The sequence below is a fragment of the Nocardioides stalactiti genome (assembly GCF_014180715.1).
GTDB lineage: Bacteria > Actinomycetota > Actinomycetes > Propionibacteriales > Nocardioidaceae > Nocardioides > Nocardioides stalactiti.
Genome location: NZ_JACEFC010000024.1, coordinates 1 through 23,010 on the forward strand (window position 1 = coordinate 1; position 23,010 = coordinate 23,010).

Genomic DNA, 23,010 nt, shown 5'->3' on the forward strand with positions numbered 1-23,010 from the left:
GGCGGCGCGGGGAGCAACACCGTCATCCAGTGACCCCGACGACGGGCGACTCGCCGGCCGACGAGGGGCCGGCCGGCGAGGAGCGTCAGGAGACCCGGTCGAAGGAGATGCCCGCGGCCCGCAGCCGCAGGAGCAGGGCGTCGCCCATCGCCGTCGCGGTCGTCACCTGGCCCGACGTCGTCGGGTTGTCGTCGAGCGCGATGCACAGCGCGGCCTCGGCCAGCATCTTCGCGGTCTCGGTGTAGCCGGGGTCCCCGCCGGAGACCTTGGTCTGCACCGTCTTGCCGCCGCTCTCGCCGACGAACTCGACGCTGAACCACGACGCGTCGCGGCGACCCTCCGACGGACCGGAGCCCTGGGGCACCCGCTTCTTGAGCTGGTTGCGGACCGGCGGCACCTGGGCGGCGAGCGCGAGGGTGCTGGCCCCGACGACGCCGCCGGCGGCGTAGCGCAGGGTCTTGGTGCCGGCGAAGTGGGAGTACGTGAACGCCGGGCCGTACGACGCCAGCGCGGCGCCGCTGCGCGCCACGATGAACGGGTCGATGGTCGGCAGCGGCACCAGCCAGTAGCCGAGCCGCTTGTCGCGCGAGGGCTTGCCGGCGGTCGCCCGGGACTTGCGGTCCTTGGGGCGCTGCTCGACCCGCTTGCGGGCCTGGCTGGCGTCCCGCATCTGCTTGGCGCGGGCGAACGCGTTCAGGGCGGAGTGGAACGTCCCGCCGGAGAAGGTGCCGTTGGAGCGGACGACGCCGCGCATCGTCACCGGGCCGGTGACCGCGCCGCCGAGGTCCTTGGCCAGCTCCTGCACCGTGAAGTAGGCGCCCAGGTCGTGCGGGATCGAGTCGAAGCCGCAGCAGTGGATGATCCGCGCGCCGGTCGCCTCGGCGGTCGCCTGGTGCTCGACGTACATCCGGTCCACGAATTCCGGCTCGCCCGTGAGGTCGAGGTAGTCGGTCCCCTCCTGCGCGCAGGCGGCGACGAGCGGGCCGCCGTACTCCAGGTAGGGACCGACGGTCGTCGCGACGACGCGGGTCGAGGCGGCCATGTCGCGCAGCGAGGCCTCGTCGGAGGAGTCGACGACGACGAGGTCGACGTCCACACCGAGACGCTCGCGCACGTCCTCGAGCTTCTCCTTGCTCCGGCCGGCGATCGCCCAGCGGAGGCCCTCGGGAGCGTTCTCCGCCAGGTAGTCGGCGGTGAGACCGCCGGTGAAGCCGGTCGCGCCGAGGAGGACGAGGTCGTAGGTGCGCTTGGTCTCAGACTCAGCCATGTCCGGCATCGTCCCACCGGTCGAGGGTCGATGGAACCTCCCGGGGTCGTCGTTCCGTCGTACGGTCAGCAAGCCAGCACGGAGAGGGCATCGGAGACCACGTGGATCGTGACAGCGAGGCGGCGTACGCCGCCTACGTCGAGCAGGCCTGGGGCACGCTGGTGCGCGCTGCGGTCTTCCTCGGCGCCCTCCCCCACGAGGCCGAGGACCTGGCCCAGACCACGCTCGTCCGGTGCTACACCGGCTGGGACAAGGTGAGCAACGCCGACAACCGTGACGCCTACGTCTACCGGATGCTCCTCAACTGCCTGCGCGACACCCGTCGCAGCCGGTGGTGGAAGGATCGGGCGGCGACAGGAGAGCTCGACGACACCGGGGCCACCACCGCCATCGCCGACGGCACCGACGCCTTCGCCGTGGCCGACGCGGTCCACCGGGCGCTGTCGTGCCTGACCAAGCCCAACCGGGACGTCGTGGTGCTCCGCTACTTCGTCCAGCTCACCGAGCGGCAGACCGCCGACGTCCTCGGCGTGCCGGCGGGCACCGTCAAGAGCCGTCTGTCCCGTTCCCTCGCCCAGCTGGCTGCGAACGACCACCTTCTCGACATCACCGGCGGGAGTGCGCGATGACCGACCTCGAAGACCTCTGGGACGACCTGCCTGTGGGCAAGGCCCCCACCCACGACATCCTCCGCGCCGGCCGCCTCGGCCAGCGCCGGACCGGCGCCGACGGACGGCGCCACCGGTTCCTCGTCCGTCCGCTGCTCGTCGCGGGCGTCGCGACCGGCGTCGTCGGCGCGTTCCTCGCCGGCTCCCTCGTCGCCGGCGACGGCGGTGGTCGGGGCGACCTCGACGCCGACCTCGGACGCCCCGGCGGCGAAGCCACGCACGTGGCGTTCCAGGCCGACCTCGACCCGGCCGAGTCGTGCGAGGACCTGCTGGCGACCTACGTCGACCGCGGGCTGGCCCGGGTGACGGCGTGGGGCTGGGAGGACGCCTACAGCCCCTACTGGGGGCGCGACCTCCTCCTGCAGACGACGGCTCTCGACGGCGCCGGGCAGCTCAGCGACGACTTCGCCACCGACGCCGGCAACTGGGTGACCGGGACCGCGAGCATGCTCGAGCGGTCCAACGCCCGTGCCTACGCGCCCTACAGCAGCGCCAAGACCGTCCGCCAGCAGAACAGCGACACGGGCACCAACGTCCAGGAGATCGGCGTCGACGAGCCCGACCTGGTCAAGACCGACGGCACGCTGCTGCTGCGGCTGCGCGACGACGAGCTCGTGGTCTACGACGTCACCGGCCGGCGGACCGACCGGCTGTCCTCGATCGACCTGCCCGGCCTGGAGGACGGCGAGATCATGCTCGCCGGCGACACCGTGGTCGCGGTCGGCATCGACGAGGAGGCGCCGCGGGCGCGGACGGCCTACGGCGTGGGCGCGCGACTCGGCACCCGGGTCGTGACCGTCTCCGTCGCAGACCCGGAGTCGCCGGAGATCACCGACGACGTGGCCTACGACGCCCGGCTGCTCTCCGCGCGGCAGCACGGCGACGCGATCCGGCTCGTGCTGTCGAGCGGGCTGCCGGACCTCGGCTTCCTCCGGCCCGGCAAGAAGCAGGGCCGGCGGGCGGCACTGGAGAAGAACCGCGACCTGGTCGAGCAGTCGACCATCGAGGACTGGTTGCCGACCATCACCGACAGCCCTGTCGACGGGGCAGACGACGGGGCAGACGACGGGGCAGACGGGGAACCTGAGCAGCTGCTCGACTGCACCGACGTGGCGATCCCGTCCGACGAGCTGAGCCTCGACACGGTCAGCGTCGTCGGCTTCGAGGCGACCGATCCGACCGAGGTCGAGGCCATCGGGCTGGCCGGTGCCACCGACATCGCCTACGAGTCGGTCGACCACCTCTACCTCGCGGCCAGCCCCAGCTGGGGGCGGGGACTGGACTGCATCGGCTGCATCGGCACCCGCATCCTCCCGAGCGTGACCGGGGGCAGCACCTACCTGTTCGACTTCGCCGTCGACGGCACCCGCGCGACCCACGTCGCCTCCGGCGAGGTCGAGGGCGCCGTCGCCGACCGCTGGTCGATGGACGAGGCCGGCGGGGTGCTGCGGGTCGCCGTCGGACCGACCTCGGAGACCGGCAACTTCAACTCCGTCGTCACCCTCGCCCGCGACGGGCAGGACCTGGTCGAGGAGGGCCGGCTCGACGAGCTCGGCCGCAACGAGGACCTCAAGTCGGTCCGGTGGTTCGACGATCTCGCGATCGTGGTGACCTTCGAGCAGGTCGACCCGCTCTATGCGATCGACCTGACCGACGTGGAGAAGCCGCGCCTGATCTCGAAGCTGAAGATCCCGGGCTTCTCGTCGTACCTGCACCCGCTCGGCCCGAAGCGCCTCGTCGGCGTGGGCGAGGGTCCGTCGTTCGGCGGGCGCGGCTGGGGCGCCCAGGTCGGCCTGTTCAACACCGCCGACCTGCGCAAGGTGCACCGGATGAACGTCCAGCACTACGCGGCCAACACCGAGGCGCTGGCCGGCGCCGACCCGCGGACCTTCACCTTCATCCACGACCACCGCACGATCCTGACGGTGATCCGGCGCGGCGGCGTCGGCTACCTGTCGGTGCTGAAGATCGAGGACGGCGAGCTGCTCAACCGGATGGTCCAGGTGGAGTACGGCGACGACATCGACGAGGTGCGCGCCGTACCGATGCCGGACGGACGGGTGGTCCTGGTGACAGGCGAGGACGTCGAGTTCTTCGACCTGCGCGACCGTTCCTGAACGACGTACGCTCGGTGCATGTGCCGCAACATCCGGGTCCTCCACAATTTCGAGCCCCCCGCGACCTCGGACGAGGTGACCGCGGCGGCGCTCCAGTACGTGCGCAAGGTCAGCGGCGCGACCAAGCCGTCGCAGGCCAACCAGGAGGCGTTCGACCGCGCCGTCCACGAGATCGCGCACATCACCCAGCACCTCCTCGAGGAGCTGGTCACCACGGCACCGCCCAAGGACCGCGAGGTCGAGGCGGAGAAGGCGCGGGAGCGTGCTCGCCTCCGTTACGGCTGAGCCGCTCGCCCTCTGCGCCGAGCGACCGCTCGTCGTCCTGACCGGAGCAGGGCTCTCCACCGACTCGGGCATCCCCGACTACCGCGGGCCCGGCGCCCCGTCCCGGATGCCGATGACCTTCCAGGAGTTCGTGTCCGGGCCGACCGCCCAGCAGCGCTACTGGGCGCGCTCGCACCTGGGGTGGTCCCGGATGGGCAGCGCCGTCCCCAACGCCGGTCACCACGCGGTCGCGACGCTCGGCGCCGAGCTCGTCATCACCCAGAACGTCGACGGCCTGCACGAGGCCGTCGGCACCCCGCACCTGGTCGCGCTCCATGGCCGGGTCGCCGACGTGGTCTGCCTGTCCTGCCGCCGTACGACGCCCCGACCGGCGCTCCAGGACCGCCTCGCCACCCTCAACGCGGGTTGGCTGGAGCGGCACGCGGCCGTCGCGAGCCGGCCCGACGGCGACGTCGACCTCGACGACACCGCCGACTTCGTGGTGCCGCCGTGCGACGACTGCGGCGGTGCGCTCAAGCCCGACGTGGTGTTCTTCGGCGAGAACGTCCCGGCCGCCCGGGTGGCGCGCTGCTACGAAGCCGTCGACGCGCTCGCAGCGACCGACGGCGTACTGCTGGTCGCCGGGTCGAGCCTCACGGTGATGAGCGGCCTGCGCTTCGTGAAGCGCGCCGCCAAGCTGGGCGTGCCGGTCGTGATCGTCAACCGCGGCACCACCCGCGGCGACGACCTGGCGACCCACAAGGTCGAGGCCGGCACGAGCGACTGGCTCCCAGTGCTTTCGGCCATGCGGACGCCAGCGGCGCGTCACCCCTGACGGCGTCAACGGCGCTGGCCGGCAGCGCGGCGCACGGCGGCGAAGCCGCACGTCGCAAGCCCCTGGGCCGAGCGAAGCGATGGCCTGGGCGGCGAGCGGCGTCCGCGACGCGCTCGGCCCTACAAACGCCGTACGAAGATGTGGTCGGCGGCCTCGGGGAAGATCTCGGCGGTCTCGCCGCCGGAGCCGACCAGCACGCCCTCGGCAGTGGCCTGGATGGTGATCGTCTTGTCGGGCAGCGCGCCGACCCGGCGCATGGCGCTCATCAACGCCTCGTCCTTCTGCATCTCCTCGGAGATGCGGCGCACCAGCGCGCGGCTCGACTCCGGTCCGGCGGCCTTGGAGAGCGGCTCGACATCGGTCATGAAGTCCTCGCCGTGGTTCTCCTGGCCGAGCTCGGCCAGGCCCGGGATCGGGTTGCCGTACGGCGACTCGGTCGGGTGGTCGAGGAGCTCGAGGAGGCGCCGCTCGACGTTCTCGGAGATGACGTGCTCCCAGCGGCACGCCTCCTCGTGGACGAGCTCCCAGGGGAGGCCGATGACGTCGGTGAGCAGCCGTTCCGCGAGCCGGTGCTTGCGCATGACCCGGGTCGCCAGCCGCTGGCCGTCGTCGGTGAGCTCGAGGTGACGGTCACCCTCGACCGTGAGCAGTCCGTCGCGCTCCATTCGCGCGACCGTCTGGGACACCGTCGGACCGCTCTGGTGCAGGCGCTCGGCGATGCGCGCCCGCAGCGGCACGATGCCCTCCTCGACCAGCTCGTAGATGGTCCGCAGGTACATCTCGGTGGTGTCGATGAGATCGCTCACGCGGCCATTCTCACCTATCGGCCCCCACAGACGTACTCAGCCACCCGCCTGTTTGGCAGGCTGGACGGATGCAGCCCACGACCCAGCCCCTGATCGTGCCGCAGCAGTTCCACGGCCCACCGCGCTCCGGCAACGGCGGGTGGACGTCCGGAGCGCTCGCCGAGCGTCTCGCCGCGCCCGACTCACCGGTCACGGTCGCGCTCCGGCTCCCGCCCCCGCTGGACATCCCGCTGGCCCTCGAGGAGAGCGAGGCCGGCCTCGCCGCGACCCTCGACGGGCGCACCGTCGCCCAGGCGCGGATCGACGCCGCCGCGTTGACGCCGGTGCCGCCCGTGACCGTCGAGGAGGCCGCCGACGCCCAGACCCGGTACGCCGGCTTCGCGGCCCACCCGTTCCCGACCTGCTTCGCCTGCGGCCCCGACCGCGCCGAGGGCGAAGGGCTCCACATCTTCCCGGGCCGGGTCGCGCACGACCCCGAGCGTTTCGCGACCGCCTGGACGCCGTACGACGTCACGGTGCCGATCGTGTGGGCGGCGCTCGACTGCGCGAGCGGCTGGGCGGCCGGCGTCGACGAGCGCCCGGCGGTGCTCGGCACCATCACTGCGCAGGTCCACCGCCTCCCGGCCGTCGGCGAGCCGCACGTCGCGGTCGGCGCGCTGCGCGGCTCGGAGGGCCGCAAGGCGCTCACCGCGTCCTCGCTCTACACGGCCGGCGGGGAGCTGCTCGCCACCGCGGAGCAGGTCTGGATCGCCATCAACCCGGACGACTTCGCATGACCACCGCGACCACCTGGTGGCAGGAGGCCGTCGTCTACCAGGTCTACGTCCGCAGCTTCGCCGATGCCGACGGCGACGGTGTCGGCGACCTCCCGGGGATCACCTCGCGGCTCCCCTACCTGCGCGACCTCGGTGTCGACGCCCTGTGGATCACGCCGTTCTACACCTCGCCGCAGAAGGACCACGGCTACGACGTGGCCGACTACCGCGACGTCGACCCGCTCTTCGGCACCCTGGCGGACGCCGACGAGCTGATCGACCGCGCCCACGAGCTCGGCCTCCGGGTGATCGTCGACCTGGTCCCCAACCACACCTCCGACCAGCACGCCTGGTTCCAGGCGGCGCTCGCCGCCGGGCCGGGCAGCAGCGAGCGGGCGCGCTACCTGTTCCGCGAGGGCAAGGGCCGGGCCGGCGCGAAGCCGCCGAACAACTGGGACTCGATCTTCGGCGGACCCGCGTGGACCCGGCTCGATGACGGCTCCTGGTACCTCCACCTGTTCGACTCCACCCAGCCCGACCTCGACTGGCGCAACCCCGAGGTCGGCGACATGTTCGAGGGCGTGCTGCGTTTCTGGCTGGAGCGCGGGGTCGACGGGTTCCGGGTCGACGTGGCCCACGGCCTCTACAAGGAGGCGAGCCTGCGGGACCAGGACCGGTCCTCCCTCTCCGCGACCCCGACCGGCTCGATGGTCGAGCGGGTGCTGCGTGACGAGCCGATGTGGGAGCAGCCGGAGGTCCACGACGTCTATCGCCGGTGGCGGCGGGTCCTCGAGGAGTACGGCGACGGCGAGACCGAGCGGATCGGCGTCGCCGAGGCCTGGACCCAGACCGCCGAGTCGATGGCCGAGTTCGTCCGCCCCGACGAGCTGCACCAGGCGTTCAACTTCGGCTGGCTCGGGACGGACTGGTCGGCACGGGAGTTCGCGAAGGTGGTCAACGGCTCGATCGCGGCGCTGGCGACGGCCGATGCCTCACCGCCGACCTGGGTGCTGAGCAACCACGACGTCATCCGCCATCCGACGCGGTACGGCGGCGGCGCGGCCGGTCTCGCCCGGGCGCGGGCCGCGACCCTGGTGATGCTGGCCCTCCCCGGCTCGGCCTACCTCTACCAGGGTGAGGAGCTCGGCCTGGAGCAGGTCGACGTCCCGCCCGAGGCCCGGCAGGACCCGTCGTGGTTCCGGACCGGCGAGCCGGGACGGGACGGCTGCCGGGTGCCGCTGCCATGGTCGGGCGACGCGCCGCCGTACGGATTCGGACCGGGCGACGGCCAGCCGTGGATCCCGCAGCCGGACGACTGGAGCGGGATCACGGTCGCCGCCCAGGAGGACGACGAGGGCTCGACGCTGGCGTTCTACCGCCGGGTGCTGGCGGCCCGCACCCGCTGGGTCCGCGGCACCGACCTCGACTGTGTCGCCGAGGCCCGCCGCCACCTGCTGTTCGTCCGCCGCGGCGACGTGACGGTCGTCCTCAACGCCGGCCAGCGCTCGGTGGCGCTGCCCGCCGGCGAGGTGCTGGTGAGCAGCGGGCCGGTCACCGACCGACTGCCCGCGAACACCGCGGTCTGGCTGCGCTGACCGCCCGAGCCCAGCCGTCAGTCGTCGGAGAGCGCGGCGTTGTAGAGGCTGAGCAGCCCGACGAACTGCGTCAGGTCGTCCTCGGTCCAGTCGCCGAGCCGCTCGGCGAGCAGCTTGCGGCGGTGCTCGCTGACGTCGGCGATGCCTCGCTCACCCTCCTCGGTGACCGAGAGCAGGGTGGCCCGGCCGTCGGCCGGGTCGGGCGCGCGGTCGAGGAGCCCCAGGTCGAGCAGGGTCTGGACCTGGCGGCTGACCGAGCCCTTGTCCATGTCGAAGGCCTGGCAGAGCGCGGACGCGCGCACCGGTCCGTGGTGCAGCACGTAACCGAGCATCAGGTAGGCGACGGGCTGGAGGTCGGGGTGGATCGCGAGCGCCCGCTGGCCGATCACGCGACGGACCCGACGTACCAGCACGCCGACCTCCTGCTCGAGGAGACGCAGCGTCTCGGCGTGGCTGGGGTGCGGGTCGGTGGTCATCGCGAGAGCTCCTCCTCCAGGTCTCCGGTGGCCTCGGGTGCGGCGTCGGCCGGCCCGAAGCTCGTGCGGAGCGGAGTCTCCTTGATGAACAGCACGCACGCCAACGCGAGGACCGCGAACGGCACCGCGATGAGGAAGAGGTGGCCGGTGGCGTCACCCATCGCGGCCTCGTAGACCGCACGGATCGGCTCGGGCAGCGCCGCGAGGTCGGGGATGTCCCCGGTGGAGTGCTCCAGCCCGGCGAGCTGCTCGGGGCTGAGGCGACCGTCGGCCGCCAGCCGGGCGATCCCGTCCTTCACCTGGCCGGAGACCTGGTGCGCGAGCACGGCACCCAGCGCCGAGACGCCGATCGAGCCGCCCATCGACCGGAAGAACGCGACGACCGAGCTGCCGGCCCCGAGGTCCTTGAGCTCCACGCTGTTCTGGACCGCGAGGACCAGGTTCTGCATCGAGGCTCCGAGCCCGACGCCGGTCACCACCATGTAGCCGATGATCACGGCGAGCGGGGTCTCGGCGTCGATCGTGCCGAGCAGCGCGAGTCCGACGATGATGAGGGCCGTCCCGCCCACCAGGTAGCGCTTCCACAGGCCGGTGGCGGTGATCAGCCGGCCGGTGACGGCGCTGGAGACGACCAGGCCGCCGACCATCGCTATCGACATGAGGCCGGCCTCGGTGGGGCTCATCCCACGGGAGAGCTGGAAGTACTGGCCGAGATAGACGGTCGTGCCGAACATCGCGACGCCGACCATGACGGAGGCCGTGGTGGCCAGCGCGATGGTCCGGTTCTTGAAGAGGTGGAGCGGGATCACCGGCTCGCTCGCGACCCGCGCCTCGACGAACAGCGCGGCGCCGATGAGCGCGAGCCCGCCCGCGATCAGGGCGGCGGTGGTCACCGAGGCCCAGGCGAACTGGTTGCCGGCCAGTGACACCCACACCAGGATCACGCTGACGCCGGCCATGATGAGGGTCGCGCCGAGGTAGTCGATCTTCACGCCGTCACGTCGTACGACGGGCAGGTGCAGGGTCCGCTGGAGGACGACGAACGCGAGCGCGGCGATCGGCAGCCCCATGAAGAAGCAGCCGCGCCAGCCGAGCGGGCTGTCGACGATGACGCCGCCGAGCAGCGGTCCGCTGACGGTCGCCGTCGCGAAGGTCGCGCCGATGTAGCCGCTGTAGCGTCCGCGCTCCCGCGGCGACACCATCGAGGCGATGACGACCTGCACCAGCGCCGTCAGGCCGCCGATGCCGAGCCCCTGGATGGCGCGGGCCCCGATGAGGACCTCCATGTTCGGCGCGAACGCGGCGATGATCGAGCCGATGGAGAAGATGACGAGGGCGACCTGGACGAGCGCCTTCTTGCTCGCGAGGTCGGCGAGCTTGCCCCAGATCGGGGTGGTGGCGGTCATCGTCAGCAGGGTCGCCACGACCACCCAGGTGTAGCCGGTCTGGCTGCCCCGGAGGTCGGTGACGATCGCCGGGAGGGCGTTGGTGACGACGGTGCTCGAGAGCATCGCCACGAACATCGCGAGCAGGAGCCCGGTCAGGGCCTCCATCACCTCGCGGTGCGACATCTGGCCGCTGGTGGCGGCGGTCGCGGGCTGGGACATGCGGACTGGCCTCGGATCAGGTTCTCGACGATTGGTTGATGTCGTCAACCTTAAATCGATTGGTTGCGCAGGTCAACTTGTTGCGCGTCAGCCGAGCCGCGCAGCTGGTAACTCAGTGTTCAGTCCGCTTGCACGGCGCCAGGACCGGTCGCAGCACCGAGGGAGTGCACCGAACGCTCGGGGAGTGAACTGAACACTGAGTTACAGCGATGCCCGGGCCAGCTGCGAGCTCGCCCCGAAATGAGGCGACCCGCAGGCGTGGGTCCCAGATGGGATCCGCACCGGGGGACGTGCCCGGTTCGCCTGCGGGTCGGGTGGCTGCGTTGGATTGGCCGGCAGCCCGGCTCAGAGATCGGGGTGATCCCACCCCGTCGCTGGGGTCGCCAAGGTGCTTCGCACCTGGCTCACTCGCTCGCGGCCAGCGCTTCGAGCTCGTTCCTCGCTCGACGCTGTCGCTCGCTCGATCGCCTAACCGGCAACCACCTCACGCGTCCTATAGGAATACATTCCTCGGATCACCTCCTTTCTCGTGTACGAAAAAGGTAGGCCGCCGCACGGCGGAAGCCAAGTGATTTAGACCTGCTCGGCTGCAGCGAACTGGGCGGCGTGCAGCCGGGCGAACGCGCCGCCTCGGTCGAGGAGCTCGGCGTGACCGCCCTGCTCGACGATCCGGCCCCCCTCCATCACCAGGATGAGGTCGGCGTCGCGGATCGTGGAGAGCCGGTGCGCGATCACGAACGACGTGCGGTCCGAGCGCAGCGCCGCCATCGCCTTCTGCAGCAGCAGCTCGGTCCGGGTGTCCACCGAGGAGGTCGCCTCGTCGAGGATCAGCAGCGCCGGCCGGGCCAGGAAGGCCCGCGCGATCGTGATGAGCTGACGCTCCCCGGCCGACAGGTTCGAGCCCTCGTCGTCGACCCGGGTGTCGTAGCCCTCGGGCAGCGAGTGGACGAACCGGTCGACGTACGTCGCCCGCGCGGCCTCCCGGATCTCCTCCTCGGTCGCGTCCGGCCGCCCGTAGGCGATGTTGTCGCGGATGGTTCCCTCGAAGAGCCAGGTGTCCTGGAGGACCATGCCGATCCGGCCGCGCAGCTCGGCACGTGGCATCGCGCTGATGTCGACACCGTCGAGCGTGATCCGGCCGGCGTCGAGCTCGTAGAAGCGCATGACCAGGTTGACCAGCGTGGTCTTGCCTGCGCCCGTGGGACCGACGATGGCGACCGTCTCCCCCGGCCGGGCGACCAGGGAGAGGTCCTCGATGAGCGGCTGCCCCGGGTCGTAGGAGAACGAGACGTGCTCGAACGCGACCTCGCCGTGCGTCTCCTCGGCGGGCGCCCCGGTGCCGGCGAGGACCTCCTCCTCGGCGTCGAGGAGCTCGAAGACCCGCTCCGCCGAAGCGACGCCGGACTGGAGCAGGTTGGCCATCGACGCGATCTGGGTGATCGGCTGGGTGTACATCCGGGAGTACTGGATGAACGCCTGCACCTCCCCCAGGGTCAGCGCGCCACTGGTCACGCGCAGGCCCCCGACGACGGCGATCACCACGTAGTTGAGGTTGCCGATGAGCATCATCAGCGGCATGACCAGGCCGCTCACGAACTGGGCCCGGTACGACGACGCGTACAGGTCCTCGTTGAGCGCCGCGAAGTCCGCCTCGACCGTCCGGCGGCGACCGAACACGGTGACGAGGGCGTGGCCGGAGATGGCCTCCTCGATCTGGGCGTTGAGCCGGCCGGTCTGGCGCCACTGGTTGATGAACTGCTTCTGCGAGCGCTTCATGATCCGGCTGGTCACGATCATCGCCAGCGGCACCGAGACCAGCGCGATCGCCGCGAGCAGCGGCGACAGCCAGAACATCATCCCGAGCACGCCGACCACCATCAGCACCGACGTGAGCAGCTGGCTCATGGTCTGCTGGAGGTTCTGGGCGACGTTGTCGATGTCGTTGGTGACCCGGCTGAGCAGCTCACCGCGGGGCTGCCGGTCGAAGTAGGCCAGCGGGAGCCGGTGGACCTTCTCCTCCACGTCCTCGCGCATCCGGCGGACCGTGCCCTGGACGACGTCGTTGACGAGCCAGCCCTGGAACCAGCCGAGCACCTGGCCGGCGAGGTAGATCGCCAGCGTCAGCAGGAGCAGGTCGCCGACCGCGCCGAAGTCGACGTCGTCCCCGACGATGAAGGCGTAGAAGATCTCGTCGGTGGCCTTGCCGAGCAGCCACGGTCCGACGGCGACCGACGCGACGCTGCCGACGGCCAGCAGCAGCACGGCCACCCCGCGCCACCGGTCCGGTCGCAGCAGCCCGAGCAGCCGCTTCCCGGATGCGCGGAAGTCGTGAGCCTTCTGGCCGACCATGCCGCCACCCATCGGGCCGCGGCCGAAGCCCGGGCCCTGGACGACCCGCTCGGTCTGTTTCATCGTCCCGGGCTTGGCGCCCGTGCCCGGTTCGGTCGTCGGCGCGCTCATGCGGCGTCCTCGGCGATGCCCTGGCTGGCGGCGATCTCCTGATAGGTCGGGTTGGTGGCCAGCAGCTCGGCGTGGGTGCCGCGGCCGACGACGACGCCGTCCTCGAGGACGAGGATCTCGTCGGCGTCCCGGATCGTCGCGATCCGCTGGCCGACGATCACCACGCCGGTGTCGCCCGTGGCGGCGGGCTCGGGGCGCAGGGCCGCCCGGAGCCGGGCGTCGGTGGCGACGTCCAGTGCGGAGAACGCGTCGTCGAAGAGATAGATCTCGGGCCGTCGTACGAGGGCCCGGGCGATGGCGAGCCGCTGCCGCTGGCCGCCGGACACGTTGGTCCCGCCCTGCACGACCGGGGCGTCGAGCTGCTCGGGCATGGCGCGCACGAAGTCGGCGGCCTGCGCGATCTCCAGGGCGTGCCAGAGCTCGTCGTCGGTGGCGTCCGGGCTGCCGTAGCGCAGGTTGGAGGCGACCGTCCCGGTGAACAGGAAGGCCCGCTGCGGCACCAGGCCGATCCGCGACCACAGCAGCTCGGGGTCGAGGTCGCGGACGTCGACGCCGTCGACCAGCACCCGCCCCGTCGTCGCGTCGAGGAGCCGCGGCACCAGGTTGACCAGCGTCGTCTTGCCGGCACCGGTCGAGCCGATGACCGCGACCGTGCGGCCCGGCCGTACCGACAGGCTGACCCGGTCCAGCACCGGCTGCTCGGCGCCCGGGTAGGTGAACCCGACGTCCTCGAGGTCGAGGTGGCCGGAGACGGCGACCTCCGTGACCGGCACCGCGGGCGGCGCGATCGAGGAGTCGGTGTCGAGCACCTCCGCGATCCGGTCTGCGCTCACCGCGGCCCGCGGGACCATCATCAGCATGAAGGTCCCCATCATCACCGACATGAGGATCTGCATCAGGTAGGAGAGGAACGCCGTCAGCGCCCCGACCTCCATCTGGCCGTTGTCGACGCGGTGCCCGCCGAACCAGATGACGCCGACGCTGGCGACGTTGGACACCGCCATCACCAGCGGGAAGAGCGCCGCCATCCAGCGGCCGGCCCGCACGGACACCTCGGTGAGGTCGTCGTTGGCGCGGCCGAAGCGGCGGGTCTCCTGCGGTTCGCGGACGAACGCGCGGACCACCCGGATGCCGGTGATCTGCTCGCGCAGCACCCGGTTGACGTCGTCGAGCCGCTCCTGCACCGAGCGGAACGCCGGGATCATCTGCGAGACGACGAGGCCGATGCAGACGAACAGCACCGGGACGACGGCGACGACGAGCCACGACAGCCCGAAGTCCTCGCGCATCGCCATCACGATCCCGCCGAACATCATGATCGGGATGGTCACCGCCATCAGGCAGGTCGTCATCGCCAGCATCTGCACCTGCTGGACGTCGTTGGTCGCGCGGGTGATGAGCGACGGGGCGCCGTACGTCGCGACCTCACGGCTGGAGAACGACCCGATCCGGCCGAAGACCGCCGCCCGCAGGTCGCGGCCGCACGCCATCGCGGCCTGCGCGCCGTACCAGGCGGACGTCATCGAGCACGCCGCCTGCACCAGCGAGACGACGAGCATGATCACGCCGATCCGGACGATGTAGCCGGTGTCGCGCTGGGCGATGCCGTTGTCGATGATGTCGGCGTTGAGGCTGGGGAGATACAGCATCGCCACCGTCGCCGTGAGCTGCAGGACGACGATCGCTGCCAGCCAGCCTCGGTACGGCGAGAGGTACTCCCGGAGGAGTCGGGCCAGCATCAGGGGTCGTCCGTTCGTCGCGCGGTGGTTCAGCGGCGCTGCGTCGTCGGCAGCGACACCCGCAGGCGACGCACGTCGACCGAGAAGACCGTCGTGCTCGCGCGGAACGTCGGCGCGTCACTCGGCGCGAGCTCCAGCTTGACCGTATGCCCTCGCGCAAACCGATATCCGTTGCCGTTGAGCTGGAAGACGACGCGCCCGGTCTGGTCGTCGAGCAGGCGATAGGCACCGCGGGTCACCAGCAGCTGACGTCCGTTGGGCCCGACGTCCCACAGCCGGGCGGCGAGCTGACCGCCGACCCCGGTGGTCGCCACGGTCGCCCGGACGGTCGGCCGGCCCAGCAGGACGAACGGCCGCCGGACCCGGTGTCGATAGAGCGCCGTTCCCGACGGCGAGCTCTCCCGGACCGTCTTGCACGGGTCGGCGGTGCCGAGCGGGTTGGTGCTGGGGATCGGGTCGAAGTTCAGGCCGATCGTCGGGTCACCGCCCGTGCTGTCGACGGTCTGGGCGGCGGCGCCGCCGAACGTGACCTCACCGGGGTGGATCGCCGCCCAGCTGCGCGCCCGGAACGGGCCGCCGTCGGGCACCGCGTCCTCGCCGAGAGCGGGGCAGCGGGTCGTGTAGGCGAGCACGCTGCCCTTCGCCGGCCCGCGGCCGCGGCCGAGCAGGTGCTCGTCGAAGAACGCCGATGCGGCGTCGTTGAACGCCAGCGCGGCCCGTCGCCGGTTGGCGTCGCGCGCGTGGCCGACGTCGCCGAGGAGCAGCGCGACGAACGACGCGGGGTAGCGGGATCGGACGCTGGTGTACTGCCGCAGCGACTCGGTGATCGGGAAGAGGTCGTCGTTCCAGCCGCTCTCGAGGAGCAGCGGCGCCGGTCGGCCGGGAATGTCGACCGAGCCGTGGTAGCGGCGGAACTCCCGGGCGACCTGGCGCATCTCGTCGCCGTAGGGCTCGCCGAGCTCCATCAGCGCGATAGCGGTCGCGAGGTCCCACTCCCCCGAGCCGGCGACGAGCGGCGGGTTGATCGGGAGCGACGGGCCGGGGAAGTCGGGCAGCTCGAGGTCGCCCGGCTGCGGCTGGACGACGTAGCCCTCCGACGCCGCGAGGATGAACAAGGCCCGGGTGTAGCTCTGGGACATCACGCCGAGCGGCTGCAGCGAGGCATCGCCGGTCCGGGGCCGGAAGTCGAGGAACCGACCGTTGGGCAGCACCGCCGAGAGCAGGTCGGTCCAGAGCCACTGGCCGTAGGCGGCGCCGATCCGCATCGGCGTGCCGTCGGGTGAGCGCCACCGGCGGAACGTGCCGTCGGGCAGCCGGATCCGGTTGCGGAGCTCGCCGAGCTGGACCGCCTGGCCACCGCCGTAGGAGAAGCCGGTGACGCCGATCCTGGTGGGGTGCGCGATGCCCTCGTCGACGAGCAGCCCGAGCAGGTGCTGGGTGTCGCGGGCCTCGTAGCGCGAGTCCGCCAGCCGGATGAACCCCTGGGAGCACGCCCCGATCTGGAGCCAGGCGGCCGGCGTGCCCTCGCCCCCGCAGGAGTCGCCGAACCCGCGGGCGGTGGCCGCGACCACGGCGTACCCGCGGCGCGCGTAGTAGAGGTTGTTGTAGTGCTTGCGCAGCGGCAGGATCCGCGGCGCCACCGAGACCTGCTGGGGCGCGTTGGGCTCGAGCGCGGTCTTGTCGCCGCCGAGGCCGTGCAGCAGCACGATCGTCGGCCACGGCCCGTCGCCGGTGGGAGGGAGCGTCACGTCGACGTCGAGCGGGGTGCCGTCCCAGGACGCGACCCGGGCGCCGGTGCAGAAGCGGACGCCCTTGACCTCCTCGCAGGTCCGGCCGAACGGTCGCGGACCCGGTGCCGCCGAGGCCGGCGCCGGCTGGTCGGGGACGACGACCGAGAGCGCGGCGACAGCGAGCGCGACGCCGAGCGCGCGACGCACGGTCCTCACTGGCACCCTCGCTGGCCCCTTCGCTGGCCCCTTCACTGGCCCCATCACTGGCCCAGCGCTGCGGTCAGGTCCGAGCCGGGGAGCACCGGCACCAGCAGCCGGGCGCCGGCCGGGCCACCGACCCGGATCGAGTGGACGGCCGGGACCGCGGGCAGCGAGAACGCGGAGGTGCCGACCACCGTCAGCCGGATCCGGTGCCCGGCCTGGAACCGGTTGCCGACCGGCCAGAGCTCGACCCGGTAGGTCCGGACCTGCCCGGCGCGGGCGGGCTGCTTGGTCGTGTAGCTGCCGTACGGCTGGACGATCGCTCCGCTCGGGTCGACCAGGGACTTCGCCGGCACCACGCCCGGGTACGACGTCGACAGGCGTCCGACCGTCAGCGGGTGCGACGTGCCGTCCGGCGCCACGTCGGAGAGGACGACCCAGATCCCGCTGTCCGGCGTCGTGGTGGCAAGGGGCACCTCGAAGGACAGTGGTCCGGCCAGGTCGACCGGCGCCGAGAGCACGTCCGTCGTGTAGGTCAGGCCGGCGAGACCGGCGAGCTGGTCCTGGACGAGCAGCGGCAGCTGGGCCGTCAGCAGGTCGAGGCCCGCGGCACCCACCAGCGCGGCCGTCGGGACGTCGGTCATGGTCGGGATGCTCGGCACCGTCAGATAGCTCTGGGTCGTGGCCGTCGCCGGGCGGGTCAGGCCGAGCGAGCGGTCGCCACCGAGCGCCAGCGGCACCCAGGTCGTGCCGGGCACCGGCCAGTCGGCAGCGTCGCGGGCCACGGCGTCACCGGCCAGGTAGCGCATCCGGTCGCCGTTCGACATCAGCATGCGGACGCGCGGGTGGGTCTCCACGCCGTTGTCGACGCCGCGGACGAAGTGGTCGAGCCAGGCCTGCGCCTCGGCGACCCCGCCGTCGGTGCCCGCCGGGTAGCCGTCGTGACCGCCCTGCACCAGCAGGTGGGCACCGTCGGCCTTGAGGGCCTGGTAGGCCTGGAACGCACCACGGGACTCCACGTCGAAGAACCCGTCGATCAGCAGCACCGGGATGTCGTTCCGGTCGCCGCGCCAGCCGCGCTGCTGCCACCAGGCGTCGAGCCTCGGGTGCGCGAGCCCCGCGTTGACGCCGGTCGAGAACATGCCCGCGAAGGCGTCCAGCGCCGACTGCGGGTCTCCCACCCGGTCGGCTCCCTGGAGGACCAACGGGGCACTGATGAGGCCGAGCACGCCGGCCCCGGGCGCGAGGTTCTGGATCCCCCCGGGGACCAGCAGGTCCCGGTAGAGCTCGTGGGTGCCGGACCGGGTGACGGCGGCGTCGACGCACGGCAGGTGCTGGTGCCAGCTGTTGAAGAGCATGATCGCGCTCGCCGAGAAGCCGGCCACCGCAAGGTGACCGTCACTGAACGGCTGGGCGCAGGCCCACCGCAGCACCTCGACGACGTCCTTCTGCGTGCGCGGACCGAGCGCGTCGAAGGAGCCCCGGCTCGACCCGGTGCCACGGATCTGGACGAGCAGGTAGTTGTAGTCCGGGCCGAACGAGAACGACTGGCTGTTGTTGCCGTACGGCGAGAACTCCACGACCGTCGGCCGGGCGGTCACCGGCCCGGGGCTCGTGAGCGTCGTCTGGAGAGCGACCCCGTCGGCGGTGGTGAACCGCTGCTGCACGACCACCGGGGCGGGTTCCTCGGCCCGCGCCGCGGGTGGTGCCGCGGTCAGCAGGCCCGCGCCCAGCGCGGCCAGCGTGACAGCCGCCGCTGCGAGCGCCGTTCGACGTCGTCCGACCACCTGAGCCTCCTTCGAGCGCCCCCTCCGGAGCCCACCGGGTGCAACGAGGCCAGCGCGTCGCGGTTATCTCCTCCCGACCGTTCATCCGAGCGAACGAATTCTGGGCAGTTTTGCTCCACGCCCGCGGAGCCGGACCTACCGTGTCAAGCACGGGGAGGGCCCGCCCGATAAGGCTGCCCCGATGACTGTTCTCGAGATCACCCACTACGGACGCAACACCCTGCGCCGGCTCCGCCGCGAGGCCCGGATCCTGGACCTCGCCGCGCCGCCCGGGCTCGCCCCGGCCTACGAGGTCGACCCGCTGGCGCCCGACACCGGTCTCGTCAGCGAGCTGGTCCCCGACGTGACCCTCGACCACCTCGCCGGCATCGCTCCGCTGCCCGCCGCCGCCGCCCTCCACGCCCTGCGCGACGTCGCCGGGACCTTGCACGCGATGCACGAGTGCGGGCTCGTCCACGGCCGGCTCAGCCCGTCGGCGGTCTTCGTGATGCCGGACGGCCGGGCCGCGCTGTCCCGGCCCGACACCGCACCCCCGGCCGAGGGCACCACCACCGCCGGGGCCCGCCAGGACGACGCCCACGGCTTCGCGGTGCTGGCGTTCGAGGTGCTGGCCGGCGTCCACCCGCTCGAGCCGCGCGACGCGATCGGCATGACCGGCTCCGCCACGAACCTGCCGCCGGCCGCCGCCACCGCGCTGCGCACGGCACTCACGACGAGCCCGGGACAACGGCCGTCGCCGCTCGACCTGGTCACCGCACTCGAGGCGATCCCCGCCGAGGACTGGCCGACCAACCACCTGCGGCGGGTGCAGGTCGTCGCGCCGGAAGCGGTCGTCGAGCCAGCGGTCGAGCCAGCGGTCGAGCCAGCGGTCGAGCCAGCGGTGGAGTCCGTCGTCGAACCCGTCGCGGAGCCCGCACCGAGCCGGTGGGAGCCGCCCGCGGACGCCGTGCCCGAGGTCAAGCCGATTCCGGCGCCGACCGCGCCCAAGGTCGTCGTGCGGATCATCCCGCCGCAGCCGCGCCGCCCACTCTGGCGGCGGATCGTCTCCTGGTTCGTCATCCTGCTCGGTCTCGCCACCGTCTTCGCCGGCGGCGGTACCGGCGCGTGGCTGCTCCTCACGCCCGACGCCACCGCCGAGTACCGGGCGCAGGCACCGCTCGTGGTCAACCGGGTCGCGATGTCGGCGACGCCGCCGCAGGCGTTGTGCCCGCGCGCGACGATGCACTTCGCGGCCGCCATCCTCACGACCGGCGGCGGGGGTGAGGTCCGGGTGACGTGGCGGATGCCCGACGGGAGCATCGTCGACACCGAGACCTTCCAGGTGGACGAGGGACGGAACACGCTGCTCTCCTCGATCGACCTCACCTTCCAGGGCCGTCAGCCGCAGCGCGGCAACATCACGGCGGTGGTCAGTCCGACGGGGGTCCGGGCGTCGGTGCCGTTGCGCTACCTGTGCGCCGGCGGCGAGAAGGACAGGCCGCGCGGCTCGAAGGCGGTCTGAGCCCGCGCACGGCTCGGAAGGCGAGCCCTCAGGGGGCGAGCCGGTCGATCGTCCAGCCGTCGCCGTCGCGGCGGTAGCGCAGCCGGTCGTGCATCCGGCCGGGTCGGCCCTGCCAGAACTCGAAGGTCTCCGGACGCACCCGGTAGCCGCCCCACTCGGCCGGCACCGGCACGTCGCCGCCGGCGAAGCGAGCCTCCGCCGCCGCGAACCGGGCATCGAGCTCGGCCCGGTCGGCCACGACCCGCGACTGCGGCGAGGCGTGGGCGCCGAGCTGGCTGCCCCGGGGTCGCGCCGAGAAGTACGCCGCCACCTCAGCGTCGGCGAGCCGCTCCGCGACGCCCTCGACGCGGACCTGGCGCTCCAGCGGGTGCCACGGGAAGAGCAGCGCGCAGCGGGGGTCGTATGCGAGGTCGTCCCCCTTGCGCGACGCGGTGTTGGTGTAGAACGCGAACCCCCCGTCGGGACCCTCACGGAGCCCCTTGAGGAGCACGGTGCGCGCGCCCGGCCGGCCGTCGGGCGCGACGGTCGCCACGATCATCGCGTTGGGCTCGTGCAGGTGCGCGGCCTGCGCGTCCGCGAACCACCGTCGGAACTGCGTGAAGGGGTCGGGGTCGGCCGCCGACTCGGTCAGTCCGGCGTCGCCGTACTCCTTCCGGAGCCGCCCGAGATCCGGGACGAGATCAGGATCCTCTGCACCAGGCATAGGCCGACGGTAGTAGGTGGGGCAGAATGCCCGTGATTCTCACTAGTCGAAGGAGACGGCGAATGCCTGAGGTACACCACGGACTGGAAGGCGTCGTCGCTTTCGAGACCCAGATCGCCGAGCCCGACAAGGAAGGCTCCGCGCTCCGCTACCGCGGCGTCGACATCGAGGACCTGGTCGGCCGGGTCCCCTTCGAGAACGTGTGGGGCCTGCTCATCGACGGCACCTACTCGCCGGGCCTGCCCCCGGCCGAGCCGTTCTCGCTGCCGGTGCACACCGGTGACGTCCGGGTCGACCTCCAGGCCGCGATCGCGATGCTCGCGCCCGCCTTCGGCATCCGCTACACCTACGACTCCACCCCGGAGAAGGTCCGCGAGGACCTCGCCCGTGCGGCCGTCATGGTGCTGGCCTACGCGGGGCAGTCGGCCCGCGACCTCCACCAGCCGGTCGTGCCGCAGCGCCTCGTCGACGAGGGCAAGACCCTCGCCGAGAAGTTCCTCATCCGCTGGCGCGGCGAGGCGGACCCCAAGCACGCGCACGCGATCGACGCCTACTGGTCCTCCGCGGCCGAGCACGGCATGAACGCCTCGACGTTCACCGCCCGCGTCATCACCTCCACCGGTGCCGACGTCGCCGCCGCCCTGTCGGGTGCCATCGGCGCGATGAGCGGCCCGCTGCACGGCGGCGCCCCGTCCCGCGTCCTCGGCATGATCGAGGACGTCGAGAAGTCGGGCGACGCCCGCGCCTACGTCAAGAACCTGCTCGACTCCGGAGAGCGGCTGATGGGCTTCGGCCACCGCGTCTACCGCGCCGAGGACCCGCGGGCCCGCGTGCTGCGTCGTACGGCGCGCGAGCTGGGCGCGCCGCGCTACGAGGTCGCCGAGGCGCTCGAGCAGGCCGCCCTCACCGAGCTCCGCGAGCGTCGTCCCGACCGCGTGCTCGAGACCAACGTCGAGTTCTGGGCGGCGATCGTCCTCGACTTCGCCGAGGTCCCGGCCCACATGTTCACCTCGATGTTCACCTGTGCCCGGACCGGCGGCTGGTCGGCCCACATCCTCGAGCAGAAGACCACCGGCCGGCTCATCCGCCCGTCGGCGATCTACACCGGCCCGGCAGCCCGCAAGGCCGACGAGGTCGACGGCTGGGACCCGGCCTGGCTCGGCTGAGCCACCAGAGACGCACGACGACGCCGGTTCCGCCTCAGGGCGGGGCCGGCGTCGTTCGTCAGGAGGGTGGCGTCAGGCCGCGGAACATCAGTGCTTGACGTTGAGCGTCACCGGCCCCTGAACCACGAGGTCTCGCCCCGCGCAGCGGGGCGGGTCAGCGACAGGTGCACGTGGTCGCGGTGCCGCAGGGTGGGCGAGCAGGTCCGTATCCGACGGCAGCCCGACGACCGGTAGGGCTCGGCGCGGTAGCCGTCCCAGGCCGCGTACATGTGGTCGTCCCAGATGACGTACATGACGCCCATCCGGCGGGCGCGGGCGTGGGTGTTGCCGAAACGGTCGGACGCGAACAGGTCGCGGAGGAACGTCCGGACCCGGACCCGGTCGGCCCGGCTGCGGGCGGACACCGTCCAGTCGAACGCGCGGCCCTCGTAGTGCTCCGAGGTGCTGCTGCGGCTGCACCGTCGACCGATGCCGCCGAGCCCGCCGCCGTACCTCCGCACGATCCAACGGCCGATCTCGACGGTCCCCGGCTTGTCGCCCGGTGAGCAGCGGCGCTGCGGCTCGTACGACGGGTAGTCCTCGATGGGCTCGACGGCCCGGGCCGGGGCGGCGACCACCAGCGACGCCACCAGGGCGACGAGCGCGGTGAGCGCGGTGAGCAGGCGGGATCGGTCCATGAGGGCGCCCACGCTAGGTCGCTCCCCGGCCGTCCTCGCCGGATCCCGTCAGGTCGGTCCGATCGGACCGGACCGGGTGGCCCGTCCGGGTCAGAGGCGCTTGCCGAAGCAGCGGCTCAGCGAGCTGGCGGCGTAGTGGCCGAAGCCGTCGACCGGGACGTAGCCGGAGGACTCGTAGAGCGCGATCGCCTCCGGTTGCATGAGGCCGGTCTCGAGCACCAGGAGGTCGGCGCCGACCGCGGCGGCCGAGTCCTCGAGCTCGGCGAGGATCCGCCGAGCCAGGCCGGTCCCACGGTGCTCGGGCACGACGTACATCCGCTTGATCTCGACGCCGGCCGATCCCCCGAGGGCACGCACCGCGGTGCGCCGCCAGGCGCCGGTGCCGACGGGCACCCCGTCGGCGTAGGCGACGAGGAACAGGCCGTCGGGCGGGTCGAACATGGCCGGGTCCACCGGGGTCTCGTCCGGGCTGCCGTAGCGCTCGACGTACTCCTGCTGGACCCGGTCGACGAGCGCGACGGCATCGGGGTGGCGGTAGCCCACCACCCGCACCTCGACCACCCTGTCCATCACGGTCATCGATTTATCACCGTCGTGACGTGGCTGTCACACTGGTCCTCTCCTGACAGCGTCGTCAGCATTCGTCCCTCGGTTCG

19 protein-coding genes are annotated in these 23,010 nt (G+C 72.3%); 8 read left to right on the forward strand and 11 right to left on the reverse strand.

From position 1 onward, the window contains the following. Positions 1 to 85: 85 nt before the first annotated feature. Positions 86 to 1,267 (reverse strand): saccharopine dehydrogenase family protein, encoded by a 1,182-nt coding sequence (locus H0487_RS07020; protein WP_183093519.1) that lies wholly within the window; start codon positions 1,265 to 1,267, stop codon positions 86 to 88. Between the two features lie 101 nt (positions 1,268 to 1,368). Between H0487_RS07020 and H0487_RS07025 the strand changes: the two genes are divergently transcribed. Genes H0487_RS07025 through H0487_RS07040 form a run of 4 tightly spaced genes read left to right on the forward strand, consistent with a single transcriptional unit; the run spans position 1,369 to position 5,151 of the window. Continuing rightward, a complete protein-coding gene (locus H0487_RS07025) occupies positions 1,369 to 1,896 on the forward strand; it encodes a SigE family RNA polymerase sigma factor (protein WP_183093520.1) in 528 nt (175 codons plus the stop codon). Beyond that, on the forward strand, positions 1,893 to 4,052 hold the full coding sequence (locus H0487_RS07030) for a beta-propeller domain-containing protein (protein WP_183093521.1): 2,160 nt from the start codon (positions 1,893 to 1,895) through the stop codon (positions 4,050 to 4,052). The genes H0487_RS07025 and H0487_RS07030 overlap by 4 nt, the downstream gene beginning before the upstream one ends. A gap of 18 nt (positions 4,053 to 4,070) precedes the next feature. Beyond that, on the forward strand, positions 4,071 to 4,337 hold the full coding sequence (locus H0487_RS07035) for a DUF2277 domain-containing protein (RefSeq protein ID WP_183093522.1): 267 nt from the start codon (positions 4,071 to 4,073) through the stop codon (positions 4,335 to 4,337). Continuing rightward, positions 4,315 to 5,151, forward strand: coding sequence for a Sir2 family NAD-dependent protein deacetylase (locus H0487_RS07040; protein WP_183093523.1), 837 nt, complete (start codon positions 4,315 to 4,317; stop codon positions 5,149 to 5,151). Before H0487_RS07035 ends, H0487_RS07040 begins: the two co-directional genes overlap by 23 nt. A 119-nt stretch (positions 5,152 to 5,270) precedes the next feature. On the opposite strand, the gene H0487_RS07045 is transcribed toward H0487_RS07040, so the two are convergent. Then, positions 5,271 to 5,957, reverse strand: a complete 687-nt coding sequence (locus H0487_RS07045) for an iron-dependent transcriptional repressor DtxR (RefSeq protein ID WP_183093524.1) — start codon at positions 5,955 to 5,957, stop codon at positions 5,271 to 5,273. A gap of 68 nt (positions 5,958 to 6,025) precedes the next feature. On the opposite strand from H0487_RS07045, the gene H0487_RS07050 reads away from it, so the two are divergent. Both H0487_RS07050 and H0487_RS07055 read left to right on the forward strand, forming a co-directional pair. Then, positions 6,026 to 6,733, forward strand: coding sequence for a hypothetical protein (locus H0487_RS07050; protein ID WP_183093525.1), 708 nt, complete (start codon positions 6,026 to 6,028; stop codon positions 6,731 to 6,733). Continuing rightward, a complete protein-coding gene (locus H0487_RS07055; RefSeq protein ID WP_183093526.1) occupies positions 6,730 to 8,307 on the forward strand; it encodes a glycoside hydrolase family 13 protein in 1,578 nt (525 codons plus the stop codon). The genes H0487_RS07050 and H0487_RS07055 overlap by 4 nt, the downstream gene beginning before the upstream one ends. 17 nt (positions 8,308 to 8,324) lie before the next feature. Here the strand turns inward: H0487_RS07055 and H0487_RS07060 are convergent, their stop codons facing one another. From H0487_RS07060 to H0487_RS07085, 6 genes are all read right to left on the reverse strand, one after another. Further along, entirely contained in the window at positions 8,325 to 8,783 is a 459-nt protein-coding gene (locus H0487_RS07060; RefSeq protein WP_183093527.1) for a MarR family winged helix-turn-helix transcriptional regulator, read from the reverse strand. Beyond that, a complete protein-coding gene (locus tag H0487_RS07065; RefSeq protein ID WP_183093528.1) occupies positions 8,780 to 10,390 on the reverse strand; it encodes an MDR family MFS transporter in 1,611 nt (536 codons plus the stop codon). Before H0487_RS07065 ends, H0487_RS07060 begins: the two co-directional genes overlap by 4 nt. A 573-nt stretch (positions 10,391 to 10,963) precedes the next feature. Then, on the reverse strand, positions 10,964 to 12,850 hold the full coding sequence (locus tag H0487_RS07070; protein ID WP_246383073.1) for an ABC transporter ATP-binding protein: 1,887 nt from the start codon (positions 12,848 to 12,850) through the stop codon (positions 10,964 to 10,966). After that, entirely contained in the window at positions 12,847 to 14,589 is a 1,743-nt protein-coding gene (locus H0487_RS07075; protein ID WP_183093529.1) for an ABC transporter ATP-binding protein, read from the reverse strand. Before H0487_RS07075 ends, H0487_RS07070 begins: the two co-directional genes overlap by 4 nt. Positions 14,590 to 14,618: 29 nt before the next feature. Beyond that, positions 14,619 to 16,535 carry a CocE/NonD family hydrolase gene (locus H0487_RS07080; RefSeq protein ID WP_183093530.1) on the reverse strand — a complete coding sequence of 639 codons (1,917 nt, stop codon included), beginning with the start codon at positions 16,533 to 16,535 and terminating at the stop codon, positions 14,619 to 14,621. A gap of 44 nt (positions 16,536 to 16,579) precedes the next feature. Beyond that, complete coding sequence (locus tag H0487_RS07085; RefSeq protein ID WP_183093531.1) at positions 16,580 to 18,307, reverse strand: CocE/NonD family hydrolase; 1,728 nt, start codon at positions 18,305 to 18,307, stop codon at positions 16,580 to 16,582. A 181-nt stretch (positions 18,308 to 18,488) separates the two neighbouring features. On the opposite strand from H0487_RS07085, the gene H0487_RS07090 reads away from it, so the two are divergent. Next, on the forward strand, positions 18,489 to 19,808 hold the full coding sequence (locus tag H0487_RS07090; RefSeq protein WP_183093532.1) for a serine/threonine-protein kinase: 1,320 nt from the start codon (positions 18,489 to 18,491) through the stop codon (positions 19,806 to 19,808). 28 nt (positions 19,809 to 19,836) lie between these two features. Here the strand turns inward: H0487_RS07090 and pdxH are convergent, their stop codons facing one another. After that, a complete protein-coding gene (gene pdxH, locus H0487_RS07095) occupies positions 19,837 to 20,511 on the reverse strand; it encodes a pyridoxamine 5'-phosphate oxidase (protein ID WP_183093533.1) in 675 nt (224 codons plus the stop codon). Positions 20,512 to 20,573: 62 nt separating this feature from the next. On the opposite strand from pdxH, the gene H0487_RS07100 reads away from it, so the two are divergent. Further along, complete coding sequence (locus H0487_RS07100; RefSeq protein ID WP_183093534.1) at positions 20,574 to 21,677, forward strand: citrate synthase 2; 1,104 nt, start codon at positions 20,574 to 20,576, stop codon at positions 21,675 to 21,677. Between the two features lie 107 nt (positions 21,678 to 21,784). Here H0487_RS07100 and H0487_RS07105 read toward each other — a convergent pair whose 3' ends face one another. Together H0487_RS07105 and H0487_RS07110 are read right to left on the reverse strand one after the other, a co-directional pair. Beyond that, positions 21,785 to 22,354, reverse strand: a complete 570-nt coding sequence (locus H0487_RS07105) for a VldE C-terminal domain-containing protein (RefSeq protein WP_183093535.1) — start codon at positions 22,352 to 22,354, stop codon at positions 21,785 to 21,787. A 90-nt stretch (positions 22,355 to 22,444) separates the two neighbouring features. Continuing rightward, positions 22,445 to 22,933: a GNAT family N-acetyltransferase gene (locus H0487_RS07110; protein ID WP_246383077.1), complete on the reverse strand. Its 489-nt coding sequence runs from the start codon at positions 22,931 to 22,933 to the stop codon at positions 22,445 to 22,447. Positions 22,934 to 23,010: the final 77 nt, after the last annotated feature.

Coding starts and splice junctions, on each gene's coding strand:
- H0487_RS07030 (WP_183093521.1), top strand. CDS start 1,893: ATGACCGACCTCGAAGACCTCTGGGACGACCTGCCTGTGGGCAAGGCC.
- H0487_RS07060 (WP_183093527.1), bottom strand. CDS start 8,783: ATGACCACCGACCCGCACCCCAGCCACGCCGAGACGCTGCGTCTCCTC.
- H0487_RS07100 (WP_183093534.1), top strand. CDS start 20,574: ATGCCTGAGGTACACCACGGACTGGAAGGCGTCGTCGCTTTCGAGACC.
- H0487_RS07070 (WP_246383073.1), bottom strand. CDS start 12,850: ATGAGCGCGCCGACGACCGAACCGGGCACGGGCGCCAAGCCCGGGACG.
- H0487_RS07090 (WP_183093532.1), top strand. CDS start 18,489: ATGACTGTTCTCGAGATCACCCACTACGGACGCAACACCCTGCGCCGG.
- H0487_RS07065 (WP_183093528.1), bottom strand. CDS start 10,390: ATGTCCCAGCCCGCGACCGCCGCCACCAGCGGCCAGATGTCGCACCGC.
- H0487_RS07055 (WP_183093526.1), top strand. CDS start 6,730: ATGACCACCGCGACCACCTGGTGGCAGGAGGCCGTCGTCTACCAGGTC.
- pdxH (WP_183093533.1), bottom strand. CDS start 20,511: ATGCCTGGTGCAGAGGATCCTGATCTCGTCCCGGATCTCGGGCGGCTC.
- H0487_RS07020 (WP_183093519.1), bottom strand. CDS start 1,267: ATGGCTGAGTCTGAGACCAAGCGCACCTACGACCTCGTCCTCCTCGGC.
- H0487_RS07110 (WP_246383077.1), bottom strand. CDS start 22,933: ATGACCGTGATGGACAGGGTGGTCGAGGTGCGGGTGGTGGGCTACCGC.
- H0487_RS07035 (WP_183093522.1), top strand. CDS start 4,071: ATGTGCCGCAACATCCGGGTCCTCCACAATTTCGAGCCCCCCGCGACC.
- H0487_RS07105 (WP_183093535.1), bottom strand. CDS start 22,354: ATGGACCGATCCCGCCTGCTCACCGCGCTCACCGCGCTCGTCGCCCTG.
- H0487_RS07075 (WP_183093529.1), bottom strand. CDS start 14,589: ATGCTGGCCCGACTCCTCCGGGAGTACCTCTCGCCGTACCGAGGCTGG.
- H0487_RS07050 (WP_183093525.1), top strand. CDS start 6,026: ATGCAGCCCACGACCCAGCCCCTGATCGTGCCGCAGCAGTTCCACGGC.